Annotated in this window: 20 protein-coding genes and 2 pseudogenes; 12 read left to right on the forward strand and 10 right to left on the reverse strand. The window is 71.1% G+C overall.

Annotation, left to right across the window (positions count from 1 at the left end; all coding sequences use genetic code 11):
- Positions 1 to 55: 55 nt before the first annotated feature.
- Positions 56 to 1,612, reverse strand: coding sequence for a hypothetical protein (locus ABD932_RS21905; RefSeq protein WP_345015220.1), 1,557 nt, complete (start codon positions 1,610 to 1,612; stop codon positions 56 to 58).
- A gap of 583 nt (positions 1,613 to 2,195) precedes the next feature.
- Here ABD932_RS21905 and ABD932_RS44025 point away from each other — a divergent pair.
- A complete protein-coding gene (locus tag ABD932_RS44025) occupies positions 2,196 to 2,813 on the forward strand; it encodes an expansin EXLX1 family cellulose-binding protein (protein WP_425587496.1) in 618 nt (205 codons plus the stop codon).
- A 50-nt stretch (positions 2,814 to 2,863) separates the two neighbouring features.
- Here the strand turns inward: ABD932_RS44025 and ABD932_RS21915 are convergent.
- A pseudogene (locus ABD932_RS21915) lies at positions 2,864 to 3,095 on the reverse strand (transcriptional regulator); the annotation flags it as partial.
- Between the two features lie 33 nt (positions 3,096 to 3,128).
- Positions 3,129 to 3,875 (reverse strand): hypothetical protein, encoded by a 747-nt coding sequence (locus ABD932_RS21920; RefSeq protein WP_345015222.1) that lies wholly within the window; start codon positions 3,873 to 3,875, stop codon positions 3,129 to 3,131.
- Positions 3,876 to 4,377: 502 nt separating this feature from the next.
- Between ABD932_RS21920 and ABD932_RS21925 the strand changes: the two genes are divergently transcribed.
- The 3 genes from ABD932_RS21925 (at position 4,378) to ABD932_RS21935 (ending at position 6,496) form a co-directional block, all read left to right on the forward strand.
- Positions 4,378 to 4,863, forward strand: coding sequence for a hypothetical protein (locus ABD932_RS21925; protein WP_345015224.1), 486 nt, complete (start codon positions 4,378 to 4,380; stop codon positions 4,861 to 4,863).
- A 68-nt stretch (positions 4,864 to 4,931) separates the two neighbouring features.
- Complete coding sequence (locus ABD932_RS21930) at positions 4,932 to 5,303, forward strand: hypothetical protein (RefSeq protein WP_345015225.1); 372 nt, start codon at positions 4,932 to 4,934, stop codon at positions 5,301 to 5,303.
- A complete protein-coding gene (locus ABD932_RS21935) occupies positions 5,300 to 6,496 on the forward strand; it encodes a hypothetical protein (protein ID WP_345015226.1) in 1,197 nt (398 codons plus the stop codon). Before ABD932_RS21930 ends, ABD932_RS21935 begins: the two co-directional genes overlap by 4 nt.
- Before the next feature lie 42 nt (positions 6,497 to 6,538).
- On the opposite strand, the gene ABD932_RS21940 is transcribed toward ABD932_RS21935, so the two are convergent.
- A complete protein-coding gene (locus ABD932_RS21940) occupies positions 6,539 to 8,266 on the reverse strand; it encodes a serine/threonine-protein kinase (protein ID WP_345015227.1) in 1,728 nt (575 codons plus the stop codon).
- Positions 8,263 to 9,057, reverse strand: a complete 795-nt coding sequence (locus ABD932_RS21945) for a serine/threonine protein kinase (protein WP_345015228.1) — start codon at positions 9,055 to 9,057, stop codon at positions 8,263 to 8,265. Before ABD932_RS21945 ends, ABD932_RS21940 begins: the two co-directional genes overlap by 4 nt.
- Before the next feature lie 310 nt (positions 9,058 to 9,367).
- Between ABD932_RS21945 and ABD932_RS21950 the strand changes: the two genes are divergently transcribed.
- Both ABD932_RS21950 and ABD932_RS21955 read left to right on the forward strand, forming a co-directional pair.
- Positions 9,368 to 10,096 (forward strand): DUF6461 domain-containing protein, encoded by a 729-nt coding sequence (locus ABD932_RS21950; protein WP_345015229.1) that lies wholly within the window; start codon positions 9,368 to 9,370, stop codon positions 10,094 to 10,096.
- 227 nt (positions 10,097 to 10,323) lie between these two features.
- On the forward strand, positions 10,324 to 10,692 hold the full coding sequence (locus ABD932_RS21955; protein ID WP_345015230.1) for a hypothetical protein: 369 nt from the start codon (positions 10,324 to 10,326) through the stop codon (positions 10,690 to 10,692).
- Positions 10,693 to 10,785: 93 nt separating this feature from the next.
- Here ABD932_RS21955 and ABD932_RS21960 read toward each other — a convergent pair whose 3' ends face one another.
- From ABD932_RS21960 to ABD932_RS21970, 3 genes are all read right to left on the reverse strand, one after another.
- Positions 10,786 to 11,286, reverse strand: coding sequence for an RNA polymerase sigma factor (locus ABD932_RS21960; RefSeq protein WP_345015231.1), 501 nt, complete (start codon positions 11,284 to 11,286; stop codon positions 10,786 to 10,788).
- A gap of 117 nt (positions 11,287 to 11,403) precedes the next feature.
- Positions 11,404 to 12,054: a class F sortase gene (locus ABD932_RS21965; protein ID WP_345015232.1), complete on the reverse strand. Its 651-nt coding sequence runs from the start codon at positions 12,052 to 12,054 to the stop codon at positions 11,404 to 11,406.
- Positions 12,051 to 12,452, reverse strand: a complete 402-nt coding sequence (locus tag ABD932_RS21970; protein ID WP_345015233.1) for a sortase-dependent protein — start codon at positions 12,450 to 12,452, stop codon at positions 12,051 to 12,053. The genes ABD932_RS21965 and ABD932_RS21970 overlap by 4 nt, the downstream gene beginning before the upstream one ends.
- Before the next feature lie 304 nt (positions 12,453 to 12,756).
- Here ABD932_RS21970 and ABD932_RS21975 point away from each other — a divergent pair, with 304 nt between their 5' ends.
- The 5 genes and pseudogenes from ABD932_RS21975 to ABD932_RS21995 all read left to right on the forward strand — a co-directional run bounded on the left by ABD932_RS21975 (position 12,757) and on the right by ABD932_RS21995 (position 19,377).
- Complete coding sequence (locus ABD932_RS21975) at positions 12,757 to 16,026, forward strand: FG-GAP-like repeat-containing protein (RefSeq protein ID WP_345015234.1); 3,270 nt, start codon at positions 12,757 to 12,759, stop codon at positions 16,024 to 16,026.
- 174 nt (positions 16,027 to 16,200) lie between these two features.
- Positions 16,201 to 16,938, forward strand: a complete 738-nt coding sequence (locus ABD932_RS21980; protein WP_345015235.1) for a TetR/AcrR family transcriptional regulator — start codon at positions 16,201 to 16,203, stop codon at positions 16,936 to 16,938.
- A 72-nt stretch (positions 16,939 to 17,010) separates the two neighbouring features.
- Positions 17,011 to 18,093, forward strand: a pseudogene (locus ABD932_RS21985) (cytochrome P450); the annotation flags it as partial.
- A 68-nt stretch (positions 18,094 to 18,161) separates the two neighbouring features.
- Positions 18,162 to 18,590: a DUF6153 family protein gene (locus tag ABD932_RS21990; protein WP_345015237.1), complete on the forward strand. Its 429-nt coding sequence runs from the start codon at positions 18,162 to 18,164 to the stop codon at positions 18,588 to 18,590.
- A 130-nt stretch (positions 18,591 to 18,720) separates the two neighbouring features.
- Positions 18,721 to 19,377: a DUF305 domain-containing protein gene (locus ABD932_RS21995; protein ID WP_345015238.1), complete on the forward strand. Its 657-nt coding sequence runs from the start codon at positions 18,721 to 18,723 to the stop codon at positions 19,375 to 19,377.
- 108 nt (positions 19,378 to 19,485) lie between these two features.
- Here the strand turns inward: ABD932_RS21995 and ABD932_RS22000 are convergent, their stop codons facing one another.
- Entirely contained in the window at positions 19,486 to 20,226 is a 741-nt protein-coding gene (locus ABD932_RS22000) for a response regulator transcription factor (RefSeq protein WP_345015239.1), read from the reverse strand.
- Positions 20,227 to 20,294: 68 nt separating this feature from the next.
- Entirely contained in the window at positions 20,295 to 20,816 is a 522-nt protein-coding gene (locus ABD932_RS22005; protein ID WP_345015240.1) for a MarR family winged helix-turn-helix transcriptional regulator, read from the reverse strand.
- A gap of 133 nt (positions 20,817 to 20,949) precedes the next feature.
- On the opposite strand from ABD932_RS22005, the gene ABD932_RS22010 reads away from it, so the two are divergent.
- Positions 20,950 to 21,987 carry a zinc-dependent alcohol dehydrogenase gene (locus ABD932_RS22010; protein ID WP_345015241.1) on the forward strand — a complete coding sequence of 346 codons (1,038 nt, stop codon included), beginning with the start codon at positions 20,950 to 20,952 and terminating at the stop codon, positions 21,985 to 21,987.
- Positions 21,988 to 21,993 lie beyond the last annotated feature (6 nt).

The following is a 21,993-nucleotide window of genomic DNA, read 5'->3' on the forward strand; positions in this document are numbered from 1 at the left end:
GGACGCAGTCCCCGGATCAGTGGAAACAGCGGAATCAGTGCGAGACGGATCACCGTCAGAAGAAGGCCCTGTGGTGCCGGTGGGCCGAGGCCGGCACATGGCGCGCCTCAGGCAGATTCGCGTTGCGCGGATGCGCCCGATACTCCCGGGGCCGGCCGACCCGCTCGTCGTAACGAACCCGCACCGGTCCCGGCCCGACCAACCCGGCCCTGAACAGCCCGTACGTGATCCGCCGCCGCGCGGCCGCCTCCAACTCGTCCCGCAACGCCCCGTCACGCAACACCGCGTCAGGCCCCAGCAGCCCCTCGACGACGGCCAGCGCCCCGGCGATGTCGCCGTGGTCGAGGCGCTCGCGAACGTCGGGCAGACAGTCCGGCCGACGGTGCGCCTCGTCGATGGCCTGCAGGCACGGCAGCGGCGTACCGGTCAGCGCGGCCAGCAGTTCCTCCCGCCGGACCTCTTCCGGATCATGGTCCAACGGAGCCAGTACGCCGTCGACGAGCCCGATCCGATGCCGAGCCCCCCGGCACTCGACGAGACGCGGCTGCCCCGCCGGATCGGCAGCCGGCAACGGCCGCTCCGAAGCCGAATAGTCCGGTACGAGGGCGGAGGCGACCAACGGATGCAGCCCATCGGCGTCGATGAGCCCCGCGCGGAGCAACTCCAGGTCGGGAAGCACCCAGGTGGCGGCGTCGGGAAGGACGGCAAGAACGGAGGAGGAACGCTTGGCGGACGCGGCGACCCGCACCGAGAACGATCCACCGGGACCGTCCTCCCCCTCCCCCAGCTCCAGAACCAGCCGATGCCGTCCCCCCAACCGCACCAGCACAGCCCCACCGGACCGCCCCTCGGCACGCAGCAGCACCCGCGCCTCGTCCGCCCATCGGTCAACGGCACAGCGGCGCCCGTACGGCAGAAGCTCGGGAAGGTCGGGATCCAAGACGACCTGATTCCCGTAGGCGCCGTAGGACCCGTCGAACCCGTCGAACCCGTCGAACCCGTCGGCGCCGTCAAACCCCCCGCACCGGAGCCGCAGTTCACCGGCCCGGCGGGCATCCCACAGATGCCGGTGCAGATCGAGCCGGAACCGCCGATTGGGCCGTGGATGCGGATGCCGAGAGGCACCGTTCCCACCACCCCGGCCCCCGTCCCACAACGCAAGGCTGATCCGCTGACCGGCATCGGCCCAAGCGGGCGGAGTCCGCACCACGAGATGCAGCGGCCGCTGACGCTCCCGCGCCTCATGGCCGTACTGGCCATACCGGCCATACGTGGCCACCGTGAGAGTCAGCCCGGGACGCAGCAACCCGTCGGGAGCGACCCGAGGCATGTGCCAACGCAGCAGGTCAGGCGCGAGAGCCCGCAGATCGGCCCGCACCCGCCCGGCGATGTCCCGCCCGTGGTCACGAGCCACGGACCGAAGATTCAGATCAACATCGAAGCCGGCGGCGGCACAGGCCCCCGCCCAGTCTCCCGCCACCCGACGGGCGGTAGCGGTCTCGATCATGGAGGCCGGCACGGCGAAGGCACGCACGCGCGGCCAGAAGGAAAACGACGAAGGACGTTGGAAGAGCCGGGTTTCGGCTGCCCCGTTCGCGATCCGAGTGCCCATCAGCACTCACCTTGCGCGGACGGGACCCCCAATCTGTCAACACAGTGAGTGGTCATCGCGGGCGAGCGTAACGCCGCGCGAGGCAGGCCGCCAGAGATTTTCCGCCCCCTCCCTCTCCTCCCCCATCCCTCGGCAACCTTTCCGCCCCCGGCGACCACTGACCCATGGAAAACTCCCGCACGGGAGCCCCACATCCACCACCCCCACGTGCTCTGCTGCTGCCGAACCACGTAAGGACGGACTCACCGTGGCATCCCCTTCCCACCGCAGGCCCCGCCCCAACTGGCGCGCGGCCATAGTCCCCGCCGCGGTCGTGGCGGCCGTCGCACTGACCGCGGCCCTGCTCATGGCACTACGCCCCGACGGGAAACCCACGGCAGGCCACACCTCGACCAGGCCCGCGGCCGGAGCCAAGTCGTCGCCCACGCCGAAGCCGCCAACCTCACCCCCACCACAGAAGCAAAAGCCGTCCACCAAGCCCACCCCCACGGCAACCCGCACCCCCCAACCTCGTACGCCCGCCGCAAAGACACGCCCCTCAACCACCCGGCCCGCTCCCCAACCGGCGTCGGCGGAGGCCCCGTTGGCAGGCCGAATCCGCCCGAACACCACCCACGAAGGAGTAGCCACCTTCTACGACACCGGCAACGGCGACGGCGCCTGCCTCTACGGCCCCACCGACGACGTCATGACCGCGGCGATGAACACCACGGACTACGAGACCTCAAAGGCATGCGGGGCGTACGTCGAGGTCCGCGCGGCGTCCGGCGCCTCCATAACGGTCCGCATCACCAACGAATGCCCCTCCCCCTGCGCCCCCGGCCAACTCGACCTGAGCGCCCAGGCCTTCGCCAAACTCGCCACCCCCTCGACCGGCCAGATCCCCATCACCTGGACCCTCCTGAGCCCCACCACATCCGACAAGATCGCGATCCGCTACAAAACAGGCTCCAGCCCCTACTGGTGCGGCATCCAGGCCGTAGGCCACCGCAATCCCCTGGCCCGCCTGGAGGTCCGCGACGGCACCACTTGGCGCCAACTCCCGCGCACCGAGTACAACTACTTCCTCTCCGAACAGGGGAGCGGCTGCGGGGGCGACATCAGGCTCACGGACATTTATGGGGAGACGCTGACGGTGGGTGGGCTCGCTATACGGCCAGACGCCTTGCAGCGGACGGCAGTTCAGTTCGCGGCACACTGATTCCGCCGCGAGGCGCGGGCTCGTGCACGGCTACCGCCGGTTCGCTGGTTTCACACGGGACGTGCCTCGGAGTCGGCACGCTTCAACCGGCGCAGCGTGGCGGCGTACTCGCGAAGCCACGGGTGTTCGCGGGTGTGCTGCGGGGCAATCCGGCGGGCAACGATATACCGAGGGCATGGTCGACACGCCCGTCCCCCAGACTGACCGCGACCGACACCTCGTGGCTACGGACGGAGTCGGGCCGAACGCGGTGCCGTAGTACACGCCCTCAGATACGTGCTCGGTGAGAGTGTTCCGCGGAATGCCGAGCATGCCTTATGGCAGCGATGCATAGGGGTCCGCCGACCCCCACTTCTTATCAAACTGATCCTTGAAGAATTCGTACCATCCTGGGTCGTTCTGACGGGTGACCGTAAAGGTTGGCCGCTGCCAATGATCGGCACGGAAGGTTGCGATTCGCATGACGATCTTCCCGTTTTCCGCTGAGGGATCGGAAGCAATCACCGTGTTATGGGGAACGTGACTGAGGGTCCTGATCTCCAATCTTCCGGCTACTGATCCAGCGATCGGCGCAACGAGTCTTCTAAGGTTAGCCTCCAGATTAGAGCTAAGTTCGCCGGCACTGTGGTTCTCTGCCTCACTTGCCGCGATGCTCATGGCTGGACTGTTCGGCTCAATTATGAGGATTTTGACATGCAGCCCCCGGGCGACAGCCCTCCTGATTTCCTCTGCGTATGAAATCAGGTGTATCCCGAGGGTCCAGCCATGAAGCCACACCTCCCTTGACGACGAGATCATCTCCCGGATTTCATCCCTATCGTCAACTTTAGAGAAGAAGCTATCAGCGCTCGGCCTGGCGCTGATTTCAGTCAAGGATTTATTTATCCTTTCACCCTGCATGCGCATCCTCAAAAGCGAAAATCCTACGAGGGCAAGCACTGTCAGAATTCCGGAAGTAATCACCTCCTGCGAAGCTTTCCCCATCAAGCCTAGGATTCCGAATGTCACCGCCGCTATCAAGGTTACGTAGAGGTCGAGGCTGTGAATAACAGTACGCACCATGCTCGAAAACCCAGACCTAGGACTAGGCAATGTCCCCCCTCACATCTCGGACCCACTTCCCACGAGTTTCTCCACGGTCGCGTGTCGCGAACCATCCCGGGTGTGCTGTGGCTGGCTCTGGGTGACGGCCCCCAACGTGGATGAGGCCTGTGGGGCGCAGCACGACACGCACGCGCGCGCCAGATCGTCCGGCATACCCGCCGCTGTGGCCGACTGCCGTCGGCTGAGGCGTGAAACCCGGATCCAGCGTCTGAGCAGAAGAACCCAGTACCCCGGTGTCGGTGGAGAGCCTGTGGGCCATCGACGAGGGCGACGGCTCCAGACGGACCGCAAACCACAGGCCGGAACGCGGCGGTCCCCCCACGCCGTGCCGTGCCGTGCCCGCCCGCACCCTGACATTCGTCAGGACCGCCAACACCGCCCCCTCCCTAGGCTTCAAGCCGTCTCCACGCCCCGCCCGCACCCGGGGCGTCCCCTCCCCGACCAGGAAGAGACGGCACCCATGCGCCTGCTCCGCTCCACGCTCGCCACAGCCGCCGCGCTGTGTGCGGTCGCTACCGGCGTCGTACTCGTTCAGCCCGCGCAACCCGCACAGGCCTCGGCCGCCGACTGCGAGGGCGGGCGGAACGGGTTCCGTGATCACCCCGACAACGCCGAGGGCGACACCCACAAGCCGCGCAGCTTCAGCCTCGGGAACGTCCGCTTCACGTTGGAGAAGGGCGTCTTCGTCGACCAGCAGATCGCGTTCGGCAAGATCAGCGGGCAGACCCGGCCCGGCGACAACGTCTGGATGGACTGGCGGGCGAACGGCTGGGACAACGCCGGCGCCGTGTCCCCGTGGCTGCAGTGCGGGCCCTTCACCGTCCGGTCGGCCGGGCAGAGCCTGACGACGCCGTTCAAGCGCACCAGCACCGACCCCCAGTACCAGTTCCGGGTCTGCGGCTCGCTCATCTCGGACGGACGGGTCCAGTGCTCCGACTGGTGGTAGACCCCGCCGACCGCCCCACCAGCGCTCCTCCCCACCTCGCACCGACCACCGCGAAAGGCACGAAAGCCATGCGCAGACTTCTCCACGGCGTCGCCGCGCTCGCCCTCACCACCGCCGCCGTCCTGACCGGCGCCTCCCAGGCCCAGGCCGAGGGCGGCACATGGGACGGCTGTCCGTACGGCGCCGTCTGCATCTACCCGCAGAACGTGACCCCCGTCAACAACCCGAACCCGAGCCACATCTTCTACTCCTACGGGTTCCACCCCATCTACAACCAGTACGGCAACCACTGGGTCTTCAACAACCAGTACGACGGCGCCCTCGTCGAGCTGTGCAAGTCCATCAACACGGACTGCCACGAGTCCATCCCTCCGCAGGAGGGCTGGTACGTCGACCTCACCCCGATCAACTCGCTCCACCTGAGGGAGCACTACCGGTGAGGCGCCGTCTGTTCGCCGCCGCCACCGCCGCGCTGCTGCTGGTCAGCGGCGCGGCGGGGTCCGCCGCCGCCAACGCCTCCGCCGATGCCATATCCGGGCGGGCTGCGCAGGCCGCCGCCGCGTCCGTCCAGGTGCCCGCCGGCGTCACCGCCGGGGTCGCCGTCTTCGACCGGCAGACCGGTACCTTCACCGAGCAGCTCAACACGAGCGCCCGCTTCCGGTCCGCCTCCGTCGTCAAACTGCTGCTGGCGCTGGACTTCCTGTGGAACCGGGGCCCCGACTACACCGTGCCCGCCGCCGACCGGGCCCGGCTGGAGCCGATGCTGCGCAGCAGCAACGACCAGGCGGCCAACCACTACTGGTCGGCGCTCGGCGGCTCGGCGATCATCAACCGCATGGTCGGCCGTCTCGGTCTGCAGGACACCGCACCGCCGCCCGCCGGGTACGAGGGCTACTGGGGCTACACCTCGCTCTCCGCCCGCGACACGGTGACGATCTACCGCTACCTCCTGGACTCGGCGCCGGGCCCTGTGCGCGACTTCGTCATGGGCAACCTGCGCCAGTCCACCCGCTGCGCCTCGGACCGCTTCGACCAGCACTTCGGCATCGCCGGGGCGTTCGAGAAGCCGTGGGCGGTGAAGCAGGGCTGGGCGGGATCGTCGTATCCGGAGGGCACGTGCGGCACAGCAGCCGCCTCGCGCACGGCGGGCTCGGGGGCGGGGACGGGGACAGGAACAGGGACTGCGCCTGCTCCGGCCGCCGCCGCCGCTGACGTGGACCTCACCCGTCCCGCGCTGCACAGCACGGGAACCGTCGGCGCCGGTGACCGCTCCATCGTGGCGGTGTACACGCTGCAGCCGGTCGGCACGTCGTACGGGAAGGCGTACACGGACATCGGGCGGCTGACCCGCTCGCTGAACGTGCCGGGGGCCGCACGGCCGGCGGGGTGGTGGTACGGCACGTGGAGCGACCATGTGAATGTTCGTCCGGATCCGTCCACCGGTAAATCGCCGATCACTCAACTCCCGGCGGGGGCGGAGGTGTTGATCGGGTGCCAGGCGAGGGGGGAGGAGGTGCGAGTACCGCCGTACACCAATGACTGGTGGGCCTATCTGCCCCAGTACGGCGGCTGGATCTCCAACATCTACGTCAGCTCGCCCGACAACAAGATCCCGGACGTCAAGGAGTGCTGAACGCCGGCCACCGATGAACGCCGACGGCCGACGCCCGCTTCCTCACCCCTCGTACTCGGCGAGGAAGCGAAGCACCTCCTCCACGTGCGGCCGTACGCGTTCGGGGACGCCGCCCTCCTCGATGACCGTGCGATCGCTGGTGCGGTAGCCGGCCGCGATCAGCGCGGGGAGGTCCTCCGTGGGCAGATGGGCCTGCTTGAAACGCTGGTCGAGCCAGCACGCGTACACACTCATCGTGGCGATCGCGTCCGGTGGCGAGCGGTAGTCCTTGTCTCCGTCGCCGTCACCGTCCACCGCCCAGGCCCGGAACACCGACGGTGTCCACATGGCGATGCCGTACTCGTCGGTCGCCGGGCGGGCGGCGTTCGCGTCGAAGCCGCTCTCCGCCTTGATCAGGGCGGCGAGCAGCGCGGGGGTGACCTCCTCGTCGGTGCAGCGCCGGGCGGCGCTCACGATGACCGGGCGCAGCGCCTCGGGTACGTCGGAGTCCTCCGGGATCTCCCCGGCGGCCGACGGAGTCTGCGCGCCGGTGACGACGGCGGGTGCACCGCGCCCGGTGGCGTCACCACCGGCATCCCCGGCACCACCGCCCCCTCCGCCTCCGCCGCCGAGCAGCGCGAACCCGGCGACAGTGGCCGCCGCGACACCGGCGAGCGCCACCGCGGCGACCGGCAGCAGTCGGCGCCGGCCACGTCTGCCGCCGGACAGTTGCCCGATCCGGGTCGCGAGGCTCGCGGCGGTGTGGCGGAGGCGGGCCGGGTGGTCCGGTGCCAGGCAGTCCCCGATGATCCGGCGCCAGTCCTCGTCGAGGCCGGCGTCGAGACGCAGCGGTGCGGTGCCGCGGGCGTAGGCCTGGGCGGCGAGCGAGCGGGCGCGGGCGGTGGCGCCGGGGAACGGGTGGAGGCCGCCGGTGAGCACCTGGTGGGCGAGGACGCCGAAGGCCCAGATGTCGGCGGTCGTCCGGACCACCGCCCCGTCGGCGCCGGTGCGCTGGGACCACCACTCGGGGGGCAGGTGGTCGAGCGTGCCGAGCGGCGGCATGTGGGCGTGGGTGCCGTCGAGTTCGGTGGCGAGGCCGAAGTCGGCGAGCCGGGCCTCGCCGTCCGCGCCGAGCAGGACGTTGGCGGGTTTGAGGTCGCCGTGCACCCAGCCGGCGTCGTGCATATGGGCGAGCCCGGCGGCGACGCCGCGCAGGATCCGTACGGCGTCCGGGACCGGGCTGCCGGTGCCGGCGGAGTCCAGCACCTGGCGCAGGCTGGCCTCGGCGCGGTCCATGACGAGCGCGATGGCGCCGTGCAGGTCGGGCAGGTCGGGCGCGTCGACGGTGCACACGGCGTGGGTCCGTACGAGGTGCGGATGGTCCGCCTCGGCGCTGAACCGCGCCTCGCGCGCGACCAGTTCGCCGAGCGCGGCCCGCTGATTGGGTGCCAGGGCGCCGGTCGGCAGTACCTTCACCGCCACGGTCGTGCCGTCGGCGACCGCGTGCGCCTCGTACACGGTGCCCCAGCCGCCCGAGCCGATGACCGTGTCCAGCTGCCAGCCGTCGACACGGAAACCCGCGGGCAGACGCGGCGTTGTGAACGCGAGCTCCTCCTCTGCGCCCGCGTCTACGACCTCCTGCTCGCAAGCCTCCGCAACTTCCTGCGTGCCCGCCTCTGCGCCTTCCTGCGTGCCCTCCTCCGTGATCTCCTCCACGCCCGCCCCTGCGCCTTCCCGCGCGCCCGCCTCCGCGATCTCCTCCGCGCCCTCCTCGGCGCCTCGCGAGGTCACGCGCCGGTTCCCTGCGGTGCGGGCCGTCTGCGGGACGGCAGCAGGGCGAGGTGCTCCTCGCGGACCAAGCCGAAGCGCAGGGCGAGGGAGGCCAGCCGGGTGCGCTTGGCGCCGGTGCGGGCGTTGCCGTCCGCACCGGGCTCGTCACCGACGTCCAGGCGCAGCTTCGCGAAGGCCAGGTAGTCGATGTGGTAGTTCACGGCGGAGCGGGTCAGGCCCCGGCAGCTCTCCAGCGGGCGCAGCCGCTCCGCGATGTCCCCGGCGCCGGGCAGCGCGCTGTCCGAGGGGTCGCGCAGCCGTGGCTCGCACAGGGCCACCAGCACCAGGAAGTACTTCGCCGTCGCGTCGAGCGCGTAGGGGTGCACGGTCAGCTCCCCGGCGCCGGGCGCGGACCGTTCGTCCAGGTAGGCGTGTTGCGGGGCGAACACCTTGAAGTCGGCGGTCCCGCTCAGCGCGGGCAGGACGACCCGGGAGAACTCGAAGGGCACCGGCGCTCCGAGCCGCCCGGGCGCGACGGTGATGTACTCGCCGGCCCCCTCCAGGTTCTCGACCACATACGCCGTGTCACGGCTGAAGTTCGACAGCCGCCAGTAGTCCTCGGCCGCCTCCAGCCGCCCCGCCCGCCGGGAGATCCCGGGGTCGGGCAGGACGACGGCGACTCCCCCGCCACCGGGCAGCCCGCGCCCGAACTCGGCCACGTCCCCCGGTCCCATGTGCAGCAGTTCGGGCTTGCCCGCGCCGACGGCATCCGGCCGCGGCGGACCGGGCGGCTGGACGATGATCGTTTCCATGCCGGCTCTCCCCCGATGTGGTCGCCAGGGTTGCGGGGCGGTTCCGGTCGCCGCCGGCCTGGCGTGGTGCGTACGTGAACAGGTGTCGCGGCTCCCGGCGGGTGGCGGATGGTCGGTCCGGGCCCGGTCGGTGCGGTGCGGTGCGACACCGAGAGCATCACCGGTCACAGCGGCCACCGCAAGCGCCTCGGCCCGATACGCCGCCCTGGAACCATCCCTTCCCTTCCGACCTGCGGTTACGTACGGGCGTGGGATGCGTCCCAAGCCGTGGCTCGCACCCGTGTCAGTGCCCCCTGGCACTATGCACCGCATGACCTCGGCCACCGCAGCTGACTACGGCTGGATACGTTCCCCGTCCTCCCTGCTCCGGTACGCGCTGGACATCGGGTACACCCTGACGCTGGTGCGCGGCGTATCGCCGGACGAGTTGCTCAGGATGGCGGGGGCGGACGCCGAGCCGCCAGAGGAGTGTGCGGGGCTCGGTGAACTGATCGAGCGGCACCAGGAGTTGGTGGACGAGTGCGACGACTGGCCCGAGTCCTTCATCGCCGGCGCGTTCACCGTTCAGGGCGAGGGAGGGGACTGGGCCCTCCTCCTGGACGTCGGCGGTGACCTGGGAACGCGGCCCGGCTTCATGGAGTCCCTCTCCGCCGGGACGCGTGCCGTCTCGCATTCGAGCAACGGGGGGAAGCCCATGGACTTCTTCCACTGGTACGAGAACGGCGAGTTGCGGACCACCTTCGAGTGGCCGTCGGTCAGGACCGGCAGCACTCCCGATGACCTGAACGCCGTGATGACGGACCTCGGCCTCGACCCCTCAGGTGACCAGGCCACCGATGTCGATCGCAAGGCGGCTGTCTTCGCGCTGAGCGAGCGCCTTACGGGCGTACAGGTCACCGAGGAACTGCTGGCCGAAGCCGTGTACCGGGTGGGGGAGGTGCCGGAAGAGCCCGCCGAGGAGTGGGAGAGCGTCGTCATCGACATCACGGATGCGCACGGCGAGCGGACCTACATGGAGCTTCGACGGGACCAGCTCTGACTCGGCGTCCGATTCAGGCTGGGTGGTGGGGTCGTGGACGGCGTTCGGGTTGTCCTGCCCTGCCTGCCGGTACATGGGGTCCTGACGCCCCGGAGCAGTGCTGGGCGGATGACACGTTCGCAACGCCGGATCGCTCCGGATCGCGCCGGATTCACGGGATTCGCGTAGGCGCCGTTTCCACCCGTGCGGGCGTCGGCACAGACGTCCGTGCGGTCGACGGTGCCGTCGTGGGCGCCGACGACGGCTCGGCCGTAGCCGCCGAACTCCCCGGCGTCCGGGGCTCGGTGGGCGTCCCGTCGCCCGTGGCGGCCGAAGGAGCCGCCGTCTCCGTCGGCGCCGGCGGCACCGTCGGTGTCGGCGAGACCGATTCGGTGGGCGACGCCGACGGGGTCGGGGTCGGCGACGGACCGGGCGGTGTCGTGCGGCTGGTCGCCGGCGGGGGTGCCAGCGGAGGCGTCGGGGTCGTGTGGCCGCCGTCGGGCCTGGCGAAGTGGAGCGGCAGGGCGATGAGGGCCGCGACCGCGACCGCCGCGCCGGCTCCCGCCGCCGTACGCAGGAAGCGGCGACGGGACGCCCTGGCGCGGATCGCCTCGTAGTGGCCGGACGGTGCGGCGAGGTGGTCGGACGGAGGGCGCAGGATCACCGCTAGGGGGTCGTCGGGGGAGAGCTCAGGGACGTCCGGGTCGTCGTCAAAGCGTGTGGTCAAGGCTTCTCCTCAGATGGGCGCGGAGCAGTTCGCGGGCCGCGTGGAGATCGGCCTTGACGGTCCCTTCCTTGCGTCCGGTCAGCACGGACACCTCCCGGATCGGCATGTCAGCGTAGTAGTGGAGGAGGATCGGGGTCCGGAGGCGTTCCGGGAGTGACTGGACCAGCAGGCGTACGGACGGATCCGCCGGATCAGCCTGTTCCGTACGGGAGTTGACCTCGACCTCGGCCGTGACCCGGCGCATCGCCTTGCGCTCGCGCTCCAGCTTGCGCCAGTGGTCCCGGACCAGGTTGGCCGCCGTGACGTAGAGGAAGCCGCGAGGTTCCTCCACCCGGCTCCAGCGGGCCCAGAGCCGGGTGAAGGCCTCGGAGGCGATCTCGTGGGCCGTCTCGTCGTCGTCGACGAGCCGACGGCACCAGCCGGCCAGGCGCGGGTACAGGGCGGCGAACAGCTCGGACGCTGCCTTGTCTCGGGACCGTTTCAACGCTCTCCATGGTCGTGAGGAACTGGCGCCGCACTCCTGGGGGAAGATGCCGGGCCGCCGGCGGCCGTTCCGAAAGCCCGGGATCCGTGCGTGCCGTGACTGCGGCGGGACGGGTGGTCAGGGAGTCGTGGCCGTCAGCCCCGCGAACACGATCACGTTGTCGCGGTACTCGTCCCCGGCACGCGGCCCCCCGCACGTGATCAGCCGCAGCTCCGGACGGGCTACGTCCCCGTACACGTCGTCCGCCGGAAAGTCGGCCTTGGCCACCGTCCGTACGGCGCTCACCGTGAACTCCGCCGAGCTGCCGTCGTCCCTGCGCGCCACGATCCGGTCGCCCCGGTGCAGCCGGGCGAGGTGCCGGAACACCCCGTCCCCGTAGGCGCCCACCGTGACATGGCCGAGGATGACCGACGGGCCGACCTGACCCGGCGTCGGCGAGTGCCGGTACCAGCCCGCGCGGTCGTGGGCCGTGACCGGCGGGACCTGCACCGTGCCGTCCGCCGCCAGGCCGAGCCGTATGACCGGGGTGTCGACGTCGATCGCCGGGATCTGCAGCCGGACCGGAGCCGAACGCCCCAACGCGCGGGCCGAGTTCGCGGACGGCGAGGAGGACGGACCGTCGTCCGCCCCCTGCCTGCCCCGCGCTCTCCGGGAGTGCGCGCTCGCCCCCTGCCCGGCTTCCTGCTCCTGGCCGCCGCAGCCCACCAGCAGCGAGGCCATCGCCGCCGTGGCCGTCGTGGCGAATGCGCGCCGGGACAGCGGCGTCATGCCCCGTGCGCCCTCCGACGCCGTACGACGAAGACCGTCGCGCCCCCGGCGAGGAGCACCGCGGCGGCACCGCCTCCGATCAGTCCGCCCTCGGTGCCGGACGACGAGGAGGACGACCCAACTCCGGTGTTCGGCGCCCCCGACGGTACGACGGAGACCTGGCCGCCCTCCGGCGCCCGCGTCGGCTCGGCCTCCGACGGCGCCGAGGGGACGGGCGAGGCGGTGCGGGTCGGCTCGGTGCTCGGCTCGGCGCTCGGTTCCGCCGGCGTCGGGACGGCGGTGGCCGACGGGGCGGTGGTGGCGGGGCTCGGGGTCGTCCCGTCGGCGAGGGCGGGCGCGGTGCTCGCCAGGACGGCGGTGCATGCGAGGGCCAGGGCGCTGAGGACAGTTCGGCGCATTGAGTCGCTCTCTTTCGTCGCTCTCTTGTGGGTCCTCCGACATCGCCCGCAGTGACGGGCTGAGTGACGGATCGAGCGGAGAGACGAGGCGGCGGTGAGGCGGGTTGTAAAGAGATGGCAAAGTTCGGGGGCTTGGCCGTCGTCCGCCGAGGTCTCGTGCCACGGCAGGCGGCGGCAGCCGGTCATGAACATGCTGTTACTCTCCCTCCACGCGCGTGGGGGGAGCGGCCGGGGGGCCGAGCGAGGAGCCGGAGCGCTGCCGAGTGTCCCGCCATGCCTTCTTCTTGCCTTCCCAGGAGGAACGGTGGCCCGACTCGGCCGACGCCGGCACAGACCTGCCCTTGGTTCAAGCTCAGTACGTCTCAGATCCGCGGCCGCACAGACGGCCGTACTCGCGGCGGCGCTCAGCCTCAGCCTGCCGCTCACCGCGACGCCCGCCACCGCGGTACCCTCGCCGCTCGCGGCCGCCGCGGCCGGGGAACTCGTCCTGCCCGCCGCCCCACGTGCCGTTCCGCGGGCCACCCAGATCCTCAACGCCGGTGCCACCGGGTTCCTCTGGGCCCAGGAGGGCGACGACCGGCTGCTGTGGACGGACTACGCGACCGGCACCACGACCGCCCTGGAGCAGCGGCTGGACGTCCCCGTCCAGTACGACATCGACAGCGGCTACTTCCAGGAGGCCGCCTCCTTCAAGACCGGCTACTACGGGGACGGTTCCGACACCGTCGCCCTGTACTCCGAGGAGGACGCCCAGGTCACCCTGTTCCAGGGCGCGGGCGCCTCGGGCGGTACGAGCGTGGTGGCGGTGCCCGAGTACCACACCTACCAGGGGACTTTCGGCGACACCGTCCTCACCAGCACCAGCGGGGTCAACGGAAACCCGAACGCCTACCAGCTGCGGCGCGTCCAGGACGGGGGCGGGGTCGCCGAGACGCCCGTCACCGGACTCCCGGACGGTGCGGGCGACATCCAGGTCGAGGACGGCGACGCGCGGTCCGTCATCCTCCGCTACAGCACCGGCGACAGCGGGGACGGCTACAGCCACTGGGGCATCGTCGACCTCGCCAGTGGCGGGTTCAGCCCGCTGCCCGACCGGGTCAACGCCACGGACGGCTGGGAGGTGGCCGGCTTCCGGCTGGGCGCCGAATCGGTGCTGCGGCTGCGCCCCGGGCGAGGCAAGGCGGACGTGTACGACCGCGCCGACCTGTCCGCCGCGCCCCGTACCTTCGACACGGCGTCCCTGACCCACGAGGCCACGTACGGCATCGTCGGCGACAGGCTGCTCGGCGTGGAACCGGTGTGGCCCGGCAACAACAAGTACCGGGGCCAGCCCCTGTGGGCCCTCGATTCCGACGGTACCGACACCGGCATGACCGAGGTCATGGACCCGGCCGCCCACCAGATCGTCCAGGCGCCGGACGGCTCCGCCCTCGTGGCGGGCGCCGAGAAGTACGTCGATCAGGGCGACCTCGACTGGGGCGTGTACCGCATCGCCCGGGGCACCGACGGCTCGGTCGCCCGCAGCCGGGTGACCGCCGTACAGCCGATGCCCGCGGGGATCCGCGGCCTGTCGATCGGCAACGGCATCCTCACCACGTCCGACAACAGCACGCTGTACGAGCCGGACACGATCGTCGGCGCCTATCGCAGCACCTGGCTCACCCCGGGCAGCACTCCGAGCGTGGCCAGGACCAGCGTGGACGGACTGGTCAACGGAGGCGACGGCAACCGTCTGCTCGCCGACGGCACCGGCCGCCACGGCCGCCGGAACGCCTCCGAATCCGGTCTGACCGTCCTGCGCACCAACGGGACCGTCCCGTGGGGTCCGGTCCTCGACACGGGCGACAGCACCCCGGAGCTCAAGGCTCTCTCCGGGCGGTACGCGCTCGTCGACGGTGCCTCCTCGGGCTGGCAGTACATCGCCGAGTTCCCCGTCGACGGGACAGCGCCGAAGGTTCTCCAGAAGCGCGACCGGGTCGCCGCCGCCGTCTGGGGCGACACCCTGTGGAGCGGCGCGGCCACGGGAGGAAAGGTCACGGCCACCCGGCTCCCGTCCGGCACCGTCGTGGAGTCGTTCACCACACGGAACGGCTGCAACCCGTCCGATCTCCAGGCCGTGGGGCGCTGGGTCTACTGGACCTGTGTGGACAACTCCGGCACCGTCAAGGGCTCGGGCGTGTACGACCGTACGGCCAAGCGCACCGCCACCGCCCCGGACGGCAGGGTCCTGCTCGGCGACGGCTACCTCGTCCAGCGCGTCGACGGTGTCCAGTCGAACAGCGGGCTGACCCTCATCGACCTGCACAACGGGCTGCCGTCCAGCGGCAGTCACACGGACCTGCCGACCCGCAAGCTCGTGGACTGGACCGACATCGGGCAGGGCAGCCTCACGCCGGGTGCCCGCTGGACCGTGGACCGCTTCGGTGGCGGCGTCGCCTACGCCGACACCGAGCAGCGCGTCCACCTCGTGCCGACCGGCGTCCCGGCCTCCGCGCCGACCGCGATCGACTCCACGGTCACCGCCGGATCCGCGGGCTTCTCGGGCACCTGGTGGCTGTCGAAGCCCGTCGCCTCCTGGACGGTCGCCGTCCGCGACAAGGCGTCCGGCTCGACCGTCCGCACCCTCTCCGGTTCATCCGCCCGCGGTCTGCTGAAGGCCGCCTGGGACGGCAAGGACTCCGCGGGCCGCCTCGTCGCCAACGGCACCTACACCTGGACGCTCACCGCCCAGCCCGCCGACGGCCAGGGCGCCGCCCTCTCCCTCACCGGCACCGTGAAGGTGACGGCCGGGTCGGCGGCACCGCGCGACCACGCCGGCAACGACGGCGTGGGTGACGTCCTGACCCTCAACTCCTCCGGCACGCTCACCATCCAGCGCGGCACCGGCACCGGCACGCTGGGCAGCAAGGTCTCCGGCTCCGGCTGGTCCACGACCGCGAAGTTCGTGCCGTTCGGCGACCTCGACGGCGACCGCTGCAACGACGTCCTGGTCCGGCTGAGCAGCGGCGCCCTGCGCGCCTACCGCCCGGCCTGCGGCGCCGCGCCGACGCCCTCGACGCCGTACACCTCGCTCGGCACCTCCGGCTGGAACGCGTACGACATCCTGACCTCGCCCGGCGACGTCAACGGCGACCGGCGGCCCGATCTGATCGCGCGTCAGACGTCCACCGGGGACGTCTACCTCTTCAAGGGCACCAGCACCGGAACGCTGTCCGCCCGCGTCAAGATCGCCTCTGGCTGGACCGGCTACAAGAAGATCATCGGCGCCGGCGACCTGAACGGCGACGGCCGCGGCGACCTCCTCGCCCAGGACAAGTCCAACGAGCTCTGGCGCTACGAGGCGAACACCACGAGCACGGGCGGCTTCAAGGCGCGCGTCAAGGTCCTCGACGACTGGGGTGCCTCCTACAACGCGGTGGTCGGCGTCGGCGACTTCACCGGTGACGGCCGGGCGGATCTCGTCTCCCGGGACACCTCGGGCAACGTCTGGCGCAACAACGGCAACGGCAAGGGGTCGTTCGGCAGCCGTACGCGGATCGCCACGGGCTGGCAGGGCTACAAGGCCGTCGTGTAGGACGACCAGCCGGCGCAGGAAAACAACCAGCAGGACAGCGACCAGTCAGCAGGCCCGGCTCCTGGAGCCGGGCCTCTCTGCTGCTCCGACAGGTTCCGGACTCTTCGGCTCCCTTTCCGGCCAGAGACCCGTCTCCGCTTGATTAAGTCACGTGATTTAACTTGGCTGGACGCCATGACGGACAGCGCCCCGCCGCCCACAGAACGCTCCACCGAACGCTCCGCCGCCCGTTCCGCCGAGACCCGCGACGTCATGATGGCCGCCGCCGAACGGCTCTACGCCCAGCACGGGCTGGCGGCGGTGTCGAACCGGCAGATCTGCGAGGCGTCGGGGCAGGGAAACGTCGCCGCCGTGGGATACCACTTCGGCAGCAAGTCGGGGCTGGTGCGCGCGATCATGCGCCGCAACGCCGAGGCGATCGAGGACGTACGGGAGCGGATGCTCGACGAGATGGACGTCGAGGAGGCCGCGTCGGCCGGCCCCGAGGTCCGGGACTGGGTGGCCTGTCTCGTCCGGCCCGTCACCGCGTACCTCGACTCGCTCGGCGTCCCGTCCTGGCACGCTCGCTTCTCCGCGTTCGTGATGACCGACCCCGTGCTGCGGGCGCTCGTCACCGACGAGGCCCTCGTACGGGAACCCCTTCAGCGCACCCTGCGCGGCCTCGGCCGCTGCCTCGACTTCCTGCCCGCCGAGGTGCGCGCCGAACGCGGGCGCATGGCCCGCCTGTTGATCACCCACACCTGCGCCGAGCAGGAGCGCACGCTCGCCGAGGGAACCGGTGCGCCCCCACCGTCCTGGGACGCGACCGCCACCGCCCTGACCGACGCCCTCACCGGCCTGCTCCTGGCTCCCCCCACCCCGTCGCCGTCGCCGGCCTCATCCGGCGCATTACGCCAGTCCCCCCACCCCTGACCGAGGGAGACGACACCATGCCCCCCACCCCCACGACCGACGCCGCATCCCCCGAGACCCCGGACTTCCCCCACCCCCGTGCCGGTGATCGGGCACGCCGAGCAGAAGCAGTTGCTCGGTGACGCCCGTCTGAGCGCCGACTTCTCCAACCCGGGCTTCCCCAGCCCCGTCCCGCACACGGGCGGCAAGCAGGCGGTCACCGATCTGAGCTTCGTCGGCATGGACGACCCGGAGCACGCCCGGTTGCGCCGCATGGTGAGCGGGGCCTTCGCCATCCGGCGGATCGAGGCGATGCGTCCGTCCGTGCAGCGGATGGTGGACGACTTCATCGACCGCATGCTGGCCGGGCCCAAACCCGCCGACCTGGTGCAGGCCCTCGCGCTGCCGGTGCCGTCGCTGGTGATCTCGGAGCTGCTCGGGGTGCCGTACGCGGACCACGACTTCTTCCAGACCAACAGCAAGGCCATCGTCTCCTCCGCCGTCACCCCCGAGGAGCGGCAGGCGGCGCACCTGAACCTGCACGGGTACCTCGACCACCTGGTCGGTGAGAAGCTCGCACACCCCGGCGACGACCTGCTGTCCGGGCTGGCCGAGCGGATCGGGGCCGGGGAGCTGACCCGGCATCAGGCCGCCACGATGGGCGTGCTGTTGCTGCTCGGCGGGCACGAGACGACGGCCAACATGATCAGCCTCGGCACCCTGCTGCTGCTCCAGCACCCCGACCAGCTCGCCCTCGTCCGCGACGCCGAGGACCCCAAGGTGGTCGCCTCGGCGGTGGAGGAGATGCTGCGCTACCTCAGCATCGTCCACCTCGGCCGCCGCAGGACGGCGCTCGAGGACATCGAGATCGCCGGGCACACCATCCGGGCCGGGGAGGGCGTGATCCTGCTCGGCGAGCTGGCCAACCGGGACCCGTCCGTCTTCCCCGACCCCGACCGCCTGGACCTCACCCGCGACGCCCGCCACCACCAGGCGTTCGGCCTGGGCACCCACCACTGCCTCGGCCAGCCGCTGGCCCGCATGGAACTCCAGGTCGTCTACCCGACCGTGCTGCGCCGCGTGCCCACCCTGCGCGTCGCCGCCGGCCTCGACGAACTCCCCTTCAAGCACGACGCGGTGATCTACGGCCTCCACGCGCTGCCGGTGACCTGGTGAGCCGGCCGCGATGTGTGCGACCGATCACCTGGTGAGTCGGCCGGGGACGGCATACGTACGATGAGGGCGTGACAGCCCGTGCACAGCACCACCGTGCGCCTCGGCTCCCGATGACGGGACCGTGGCGCATGCTTCTGCTGCTCGGGCTGCTCGCCGGGCTGTTCGGGATGCACGCCCTCGGGCCAGGCAACCCGGTCGCCGCCGCCTCCGCCTCGTCCCATCACGCCCACGCGCGTGCCATGGCCGCCACCCATATGCCGGGCACGGCCGACGAGACCGTGTGCCACGGCGGCACCACGGGCGGCGGACACGCACAGCACGCCGACCCGACCTGCGCCTCCGGCGCCGTCGGCACGGGACCCGTACTGCCGGCCCTGCTGCCCGACCCGGCCGGAAACGCCGTCTCCGGCGATCTCGACGGCCGTTCCGTGGCCGCCGCACCGGAGGGCGGGCGGGCGCCTCCCTCACTGGCCGAACTACAGATCCTGCGGACGTAGGACAAGGCCGAGCCGTCCCCGTTCCCGTCCCCCCCCCGGCTGGGGGCGTACGGGCGTACGGCGCTCAGCCATGCCCATGCCGCGCCCCGCGAGGCCGCGGCACGTCACGTACTTCGCAGGAGTTACCAGCATGACAAGCACCCGTACCCTGGTCCGTCGCGCCGCCCTGGCCGCGACGGCCACCACCGCCGCCCTCGTCCTCGCCGCCTGTGGCGGTGACGACGGCGGGCACGGCGCCTCCGGCACGCACAAGTCGCCGTCGGCGAGCGCGGACGCGTCCGCCGCCGACGCCCCGGCCGGCGCCCACAACGACCAGGACGTCTCCTTCGCCCAGGGCATGATCCCGCACCACCAGCAGGCCCTGGAGATGGCCGAACTGGCCGCCGACCGCGCCTCCTCGGCACAGGTCAAGGACCTCGCCGCGCGCGTCCAGAAGGCGCAGGACCCGGAGATCCGGACCATGTCCGGCTGGCTGAAGGCCTGGGGCGAGGACGTGCCGTCGGCCACTCCCGGCATGGACCACTCCGGTCACTCGGGCGGCTCCGGCATGGCCGGAATGATGGACCCGGCGGACATGGACAAGCTGTCGAAGGCCTCCGGCAAGGACTTCGACACCATGTTCCTGACCATGATGGTCGAGCACCACGAGGGCGCCGTGGAGATGGCCGAGGCCGAGAAGGCGAAGGGCCGGTACGGCCCGGCGACCGAGCTGGCCGACGCGGTCATCACCGCCCAGACCGCCGAGATCGAGGAGATGAACAAGCTGCTCGGCAAGAACGGCGGCTGACCTTCCCGGCGGGCGGCGGGGCGTGGCTCACTCCCCGCCGCCCGCGTTCGCGGGCAGCTCCGGCCGGTGTGGCCAGTCGGCTGGTTCCTTCCGTGACAGCACGTGATGTCAGCCGGCGCCCCCGAGCCAGTACCCGAACCCCCGCCGCGTATGGATCAGCGCCGGCTCCCCCGGATCGCTGTCCACCTTGCGCCGCAGCCGCGAGACCAGTTTCTCGATCGCCTCGTTGGCCCGGAAGTCCCCCCAGACATGCCGGCTGATCTGCTCCTTCGACAGCACGCACTCGGCGTTGACGAGCAGATGCCGCAGCAGGCGGTACTCGGCGGGGGTGAGGTCGAGCGAGCGGGTGCCGCGCCGGGTCAGGCAGGTGGCGTCGTCCAGGACCAGGTCGCCGTAGCGGGGCAGGCCGGCGTGGCGTTCGCGGCAGTGGCGGCGCAGCAGGACGTCCACCCGGGCCAGGACCTCGGCGATACGGAGCGGCTTGGTGACGTAGTCCTGCTCGCCCGGGCCGAGTTCGGGGACGAGACGGTGGAGCGAGTCGCAGGTGGTGAGGAAGAGCAGCGGGGCGGGGGGCAGCCGCGCGAGGTGCGGGAGGAGTACGGCGTCCCACACCGCCAGGTCGAAGCAGTGCTCGGTCAGCCGCACCATTCCCTCGGCGCCGGTGCCCGCCGTTCCGACCCGGTAACCGGCCAACTCCAACGTGGTGCTGAGCAGTTCGCTGTCCACCGGATCGTCGGCGACGACCAGGACGCGCTGTCCGTCCCCGCGCGGGGGCGAGGGCTGCTCCGGGACGGAGGGTTTCTCCGGGAGGGAGGGTTTCTCCAGGAGGTTCGAGAGGTTCGCGTTCATGGCGACACCCTTCGTGTGGGGGATGCGCTGAGCGCCGGTACGGGTCGTCAGGCGGTGGGGGGCTGTCTTCAGGCGGTCGGGCCTAGGTCGGCCGGTACTTCGGCGTGGGTGACGAAGTCGTCGACGAGGCGGTGGAAGAGCTGGGCCAGCTGCCGCAGGTCCTCGTCGGACCAGTCGGCCAGGGCCATGTGCATGCCGACCCGGCCGGCCTCGCGAATGCGGTGCACGGCCGCCCGTCCCGCGTCGGTGAGTTCGATGCGCTGGGCCCGACGGTCGTGCGGGTCCGCGGCCCTGACCACATAACCGACCCGCTCCAACTGCTGGATCTGGCGCGTGACATGGGACGCCTCCACCGCCATCAGCCCCGCCAGCACGCCGGGCCGCATCGGCTCGCTCTCGGCGAGGCGGCGCAGGATCGCCACGGCGGCCCGGTCCAGGGCCAGACCGGCCGCGGCCATCAGGTACTCGTGCTGTCTCGCCCGGCCCGCCAGGTAGGTGACGCGGGTGAGGCACTTCTCGATCTCCACGATGTGCGCCGGGACGGGCGACGCTGCGTGGTCGAGGCCGACTGCGACTGACGGTGTGGACATGGGCTCACCGTAGCAGCTACTTGCCTAAGTTAAGCAAAGTTTTGCAGCCCCAGATGGTTGCTTGACTTAAGTAACAGAGACATGCTTGCCTAAGTTAAGTAATGAGGCAGCCTTACAGAGAGCGAGCACTCCCATGGCCACCATGAGGTCCGTCCACACCGGCGCCAGGAACGAGATCGAAGTCGTCGACGTCGAGCGCCCCGACCCCGGCCCCAAGGACGCCCTGGTGCGGATCCGCGCCTGCGGCATCTGCGGCACCGACACGTTCTTCCTGCACCTCGGCGGCACACCCGCCGGCACCGACGGCTCGATGCGCTCCCTCCCCCTCGGCCACGAGCCCGCCGGTGAGATCGTCGAGGTCGGTGCCGAGGTCAGCGGGCTGAAGGTGGGCGACCGGGTGGTCGTCAACCCGCAGGGCGTGCCCTCCGGGATCATCGGGTGCGGCGGTGCGCACGGCGCCCTGAGCGAGTACCTGATCATCGAGGACGCGGAGGTCGGCAGAAACCTGGCCGTCTTCCCCGACCATGTGCCCTTCGACGTCGCCGCCCTCAACGAGCCGATGGCCGTCGCCCGGCACTGCGTCAACCGCTCCGAGGCGGGCCCCGCCGACAAGGTGGTCGTCTTCGGCGCCGGGCCCATCGGGCTGGGCGCCACCATCTGGCTGAAGCTGCGCGGGGTCGAGCACGTGGTCGTCGCCGACGTCATCCCGGAGCGGCTGGAGACGGCGCTGGCCGTCGGTGCCGACGCCGTCATCAACTCGGCGGAGGAGAACGTCACGGAGCGGCTCACCGAGCTGCACGGCCGGGCCGCGAACGCGCTCGGGCAGGCCCGGGCCGGTACGGACATCTACATCGACGCCGCCGGTGTGCCCGCCGTGTTCCAGGCCGCCGTGGACTCCGCGAAGTGGGGGGCCAAGTTGGTCATGGTCGCCGTGCAGAAGAAGTCGGACGCGATCGATCTCGGGGGCATGCTGCGCAGTGAGCTGACGCTGATCGCCTCCCAGGGGTATCCGACCGAGATCTTCGAGGTCACCGATGAGATCGCCGAGCATCATGAGCGGTTCGCGAAGCTGATCAGTCATCGGGTGCCGTTCGCTGACGTGGAGCGGGCGTTCGGGCTGGCGATGACGCCGGGGGCGGCGGAGAAGGTCGTCGTCACTTTTGACTCGTAGGTAGTG

This window comes from Streptomyces shaanxiensis (assembly GCF_039537145.1).
GTDB classification, from domain to species: Bacteria; Actinomycetota; Actinomycetes; order Streptomycetales; family Streptomycetaceae; genus Streptomyces; species Streptomyces shaanxiensis.

Excerpts from the sequence above, each read along its gene's own strand:
- ABD932_RS21905 (WP_345015220.1), bottom strand. The coding sequence starts at position 1,612 with ATGGGCACTCGGATCGCGAACGGGGCAGCCGAAACCCGGCTCTTCCAA.
- ABD932_RS21950 (WP_345015229.1), top strand. The coding sequence starts at position 9,368 with ATGACCTCGGCCACCGCAGCTGACTACGGCTGGATACGTTCCCCGTCC.
- ABD932_RS22005 (WP_345015240.1), bottom strand. The coding sequence starts at position 20,816 with ATGTCCACACCGTCAGTCGCAGTCGGCCTCGACCACGCAGCGTCGCCC.
- ABD932_RS21965 (WP_345015232.1), bottom strand. The coding sequence starts at position 12,054 with ATGACGCCGCTGTCCCGGCGCGCATTCGCCACGACGGCCACGGCGGCG.
- ABD932_RS21945 (WP_345015228.1), bottom strand. The coding sequence starts at position 9,057 with ATGGAAACGATCATCGTCCAGCCGCCCGGTCCGCCGCGGCCGGATGCC.
- ABD932_RS21925 (WP_345015224.1), top strand. The coding sequence starts at position 4,378 with ATGCGCCTGCTCCGCTCCACGCTCGCCACAGCCGCCGCGCTGTGTGCG.
- ABD932_RS21930 (WP_345015225.1), top strand. The coding sequence starts at position 4,932 with ATGCGCAGACTTCTCCACGGCGTCGCCGCGCTCGCCCTCACCACCGCC.
- ABD932_RS21980 (WP_345015235.1), top strand. The coding sequence starts at position 16,201 with ATGACGGACAGCGCCCCGCCGCCCACAGAACGCTCCACCGAACGCTCC.
- ABD932_RS22000 (WP_345015239.1), bottom strand. The coding sequence starts at position 20,226 with ATGAACGCGAACCTCTCGAACCTCCTGGAGAAACCCTCCCTCCCGGAG.
- ABD932_RS21970 (WP_345015233.1), bottom strand. The coding sequence starts at position 12,452 with ATGCGCCGAACTGTCCTCAGCGCCCTGGCCCTCGCATGCACCGCCGTC.
- ABD932_RS21920 (WP_345015222.1), bottom strand. The coding sequence starts at position 3,875 with ATGGTGCGTACTGTTATTCACAGCCTCGACCTCTACGTAACCTTGATA.
- ABD932_RS21995 (WP_345015238.1), top strand. The coding sequence starts at position 18,721 with ATGACAAGCACCCGTACCCTGGTCCGTCGCGCCGCCCTGGCCGCGACG.
- ABD932_RS22010 (WP_345015241.1), top strand. The coding sequence starts at position 20,950 with ATGGCCACCATGAGGTCCGTCCACACCGGCGCCAGGAACGAGATCGAA.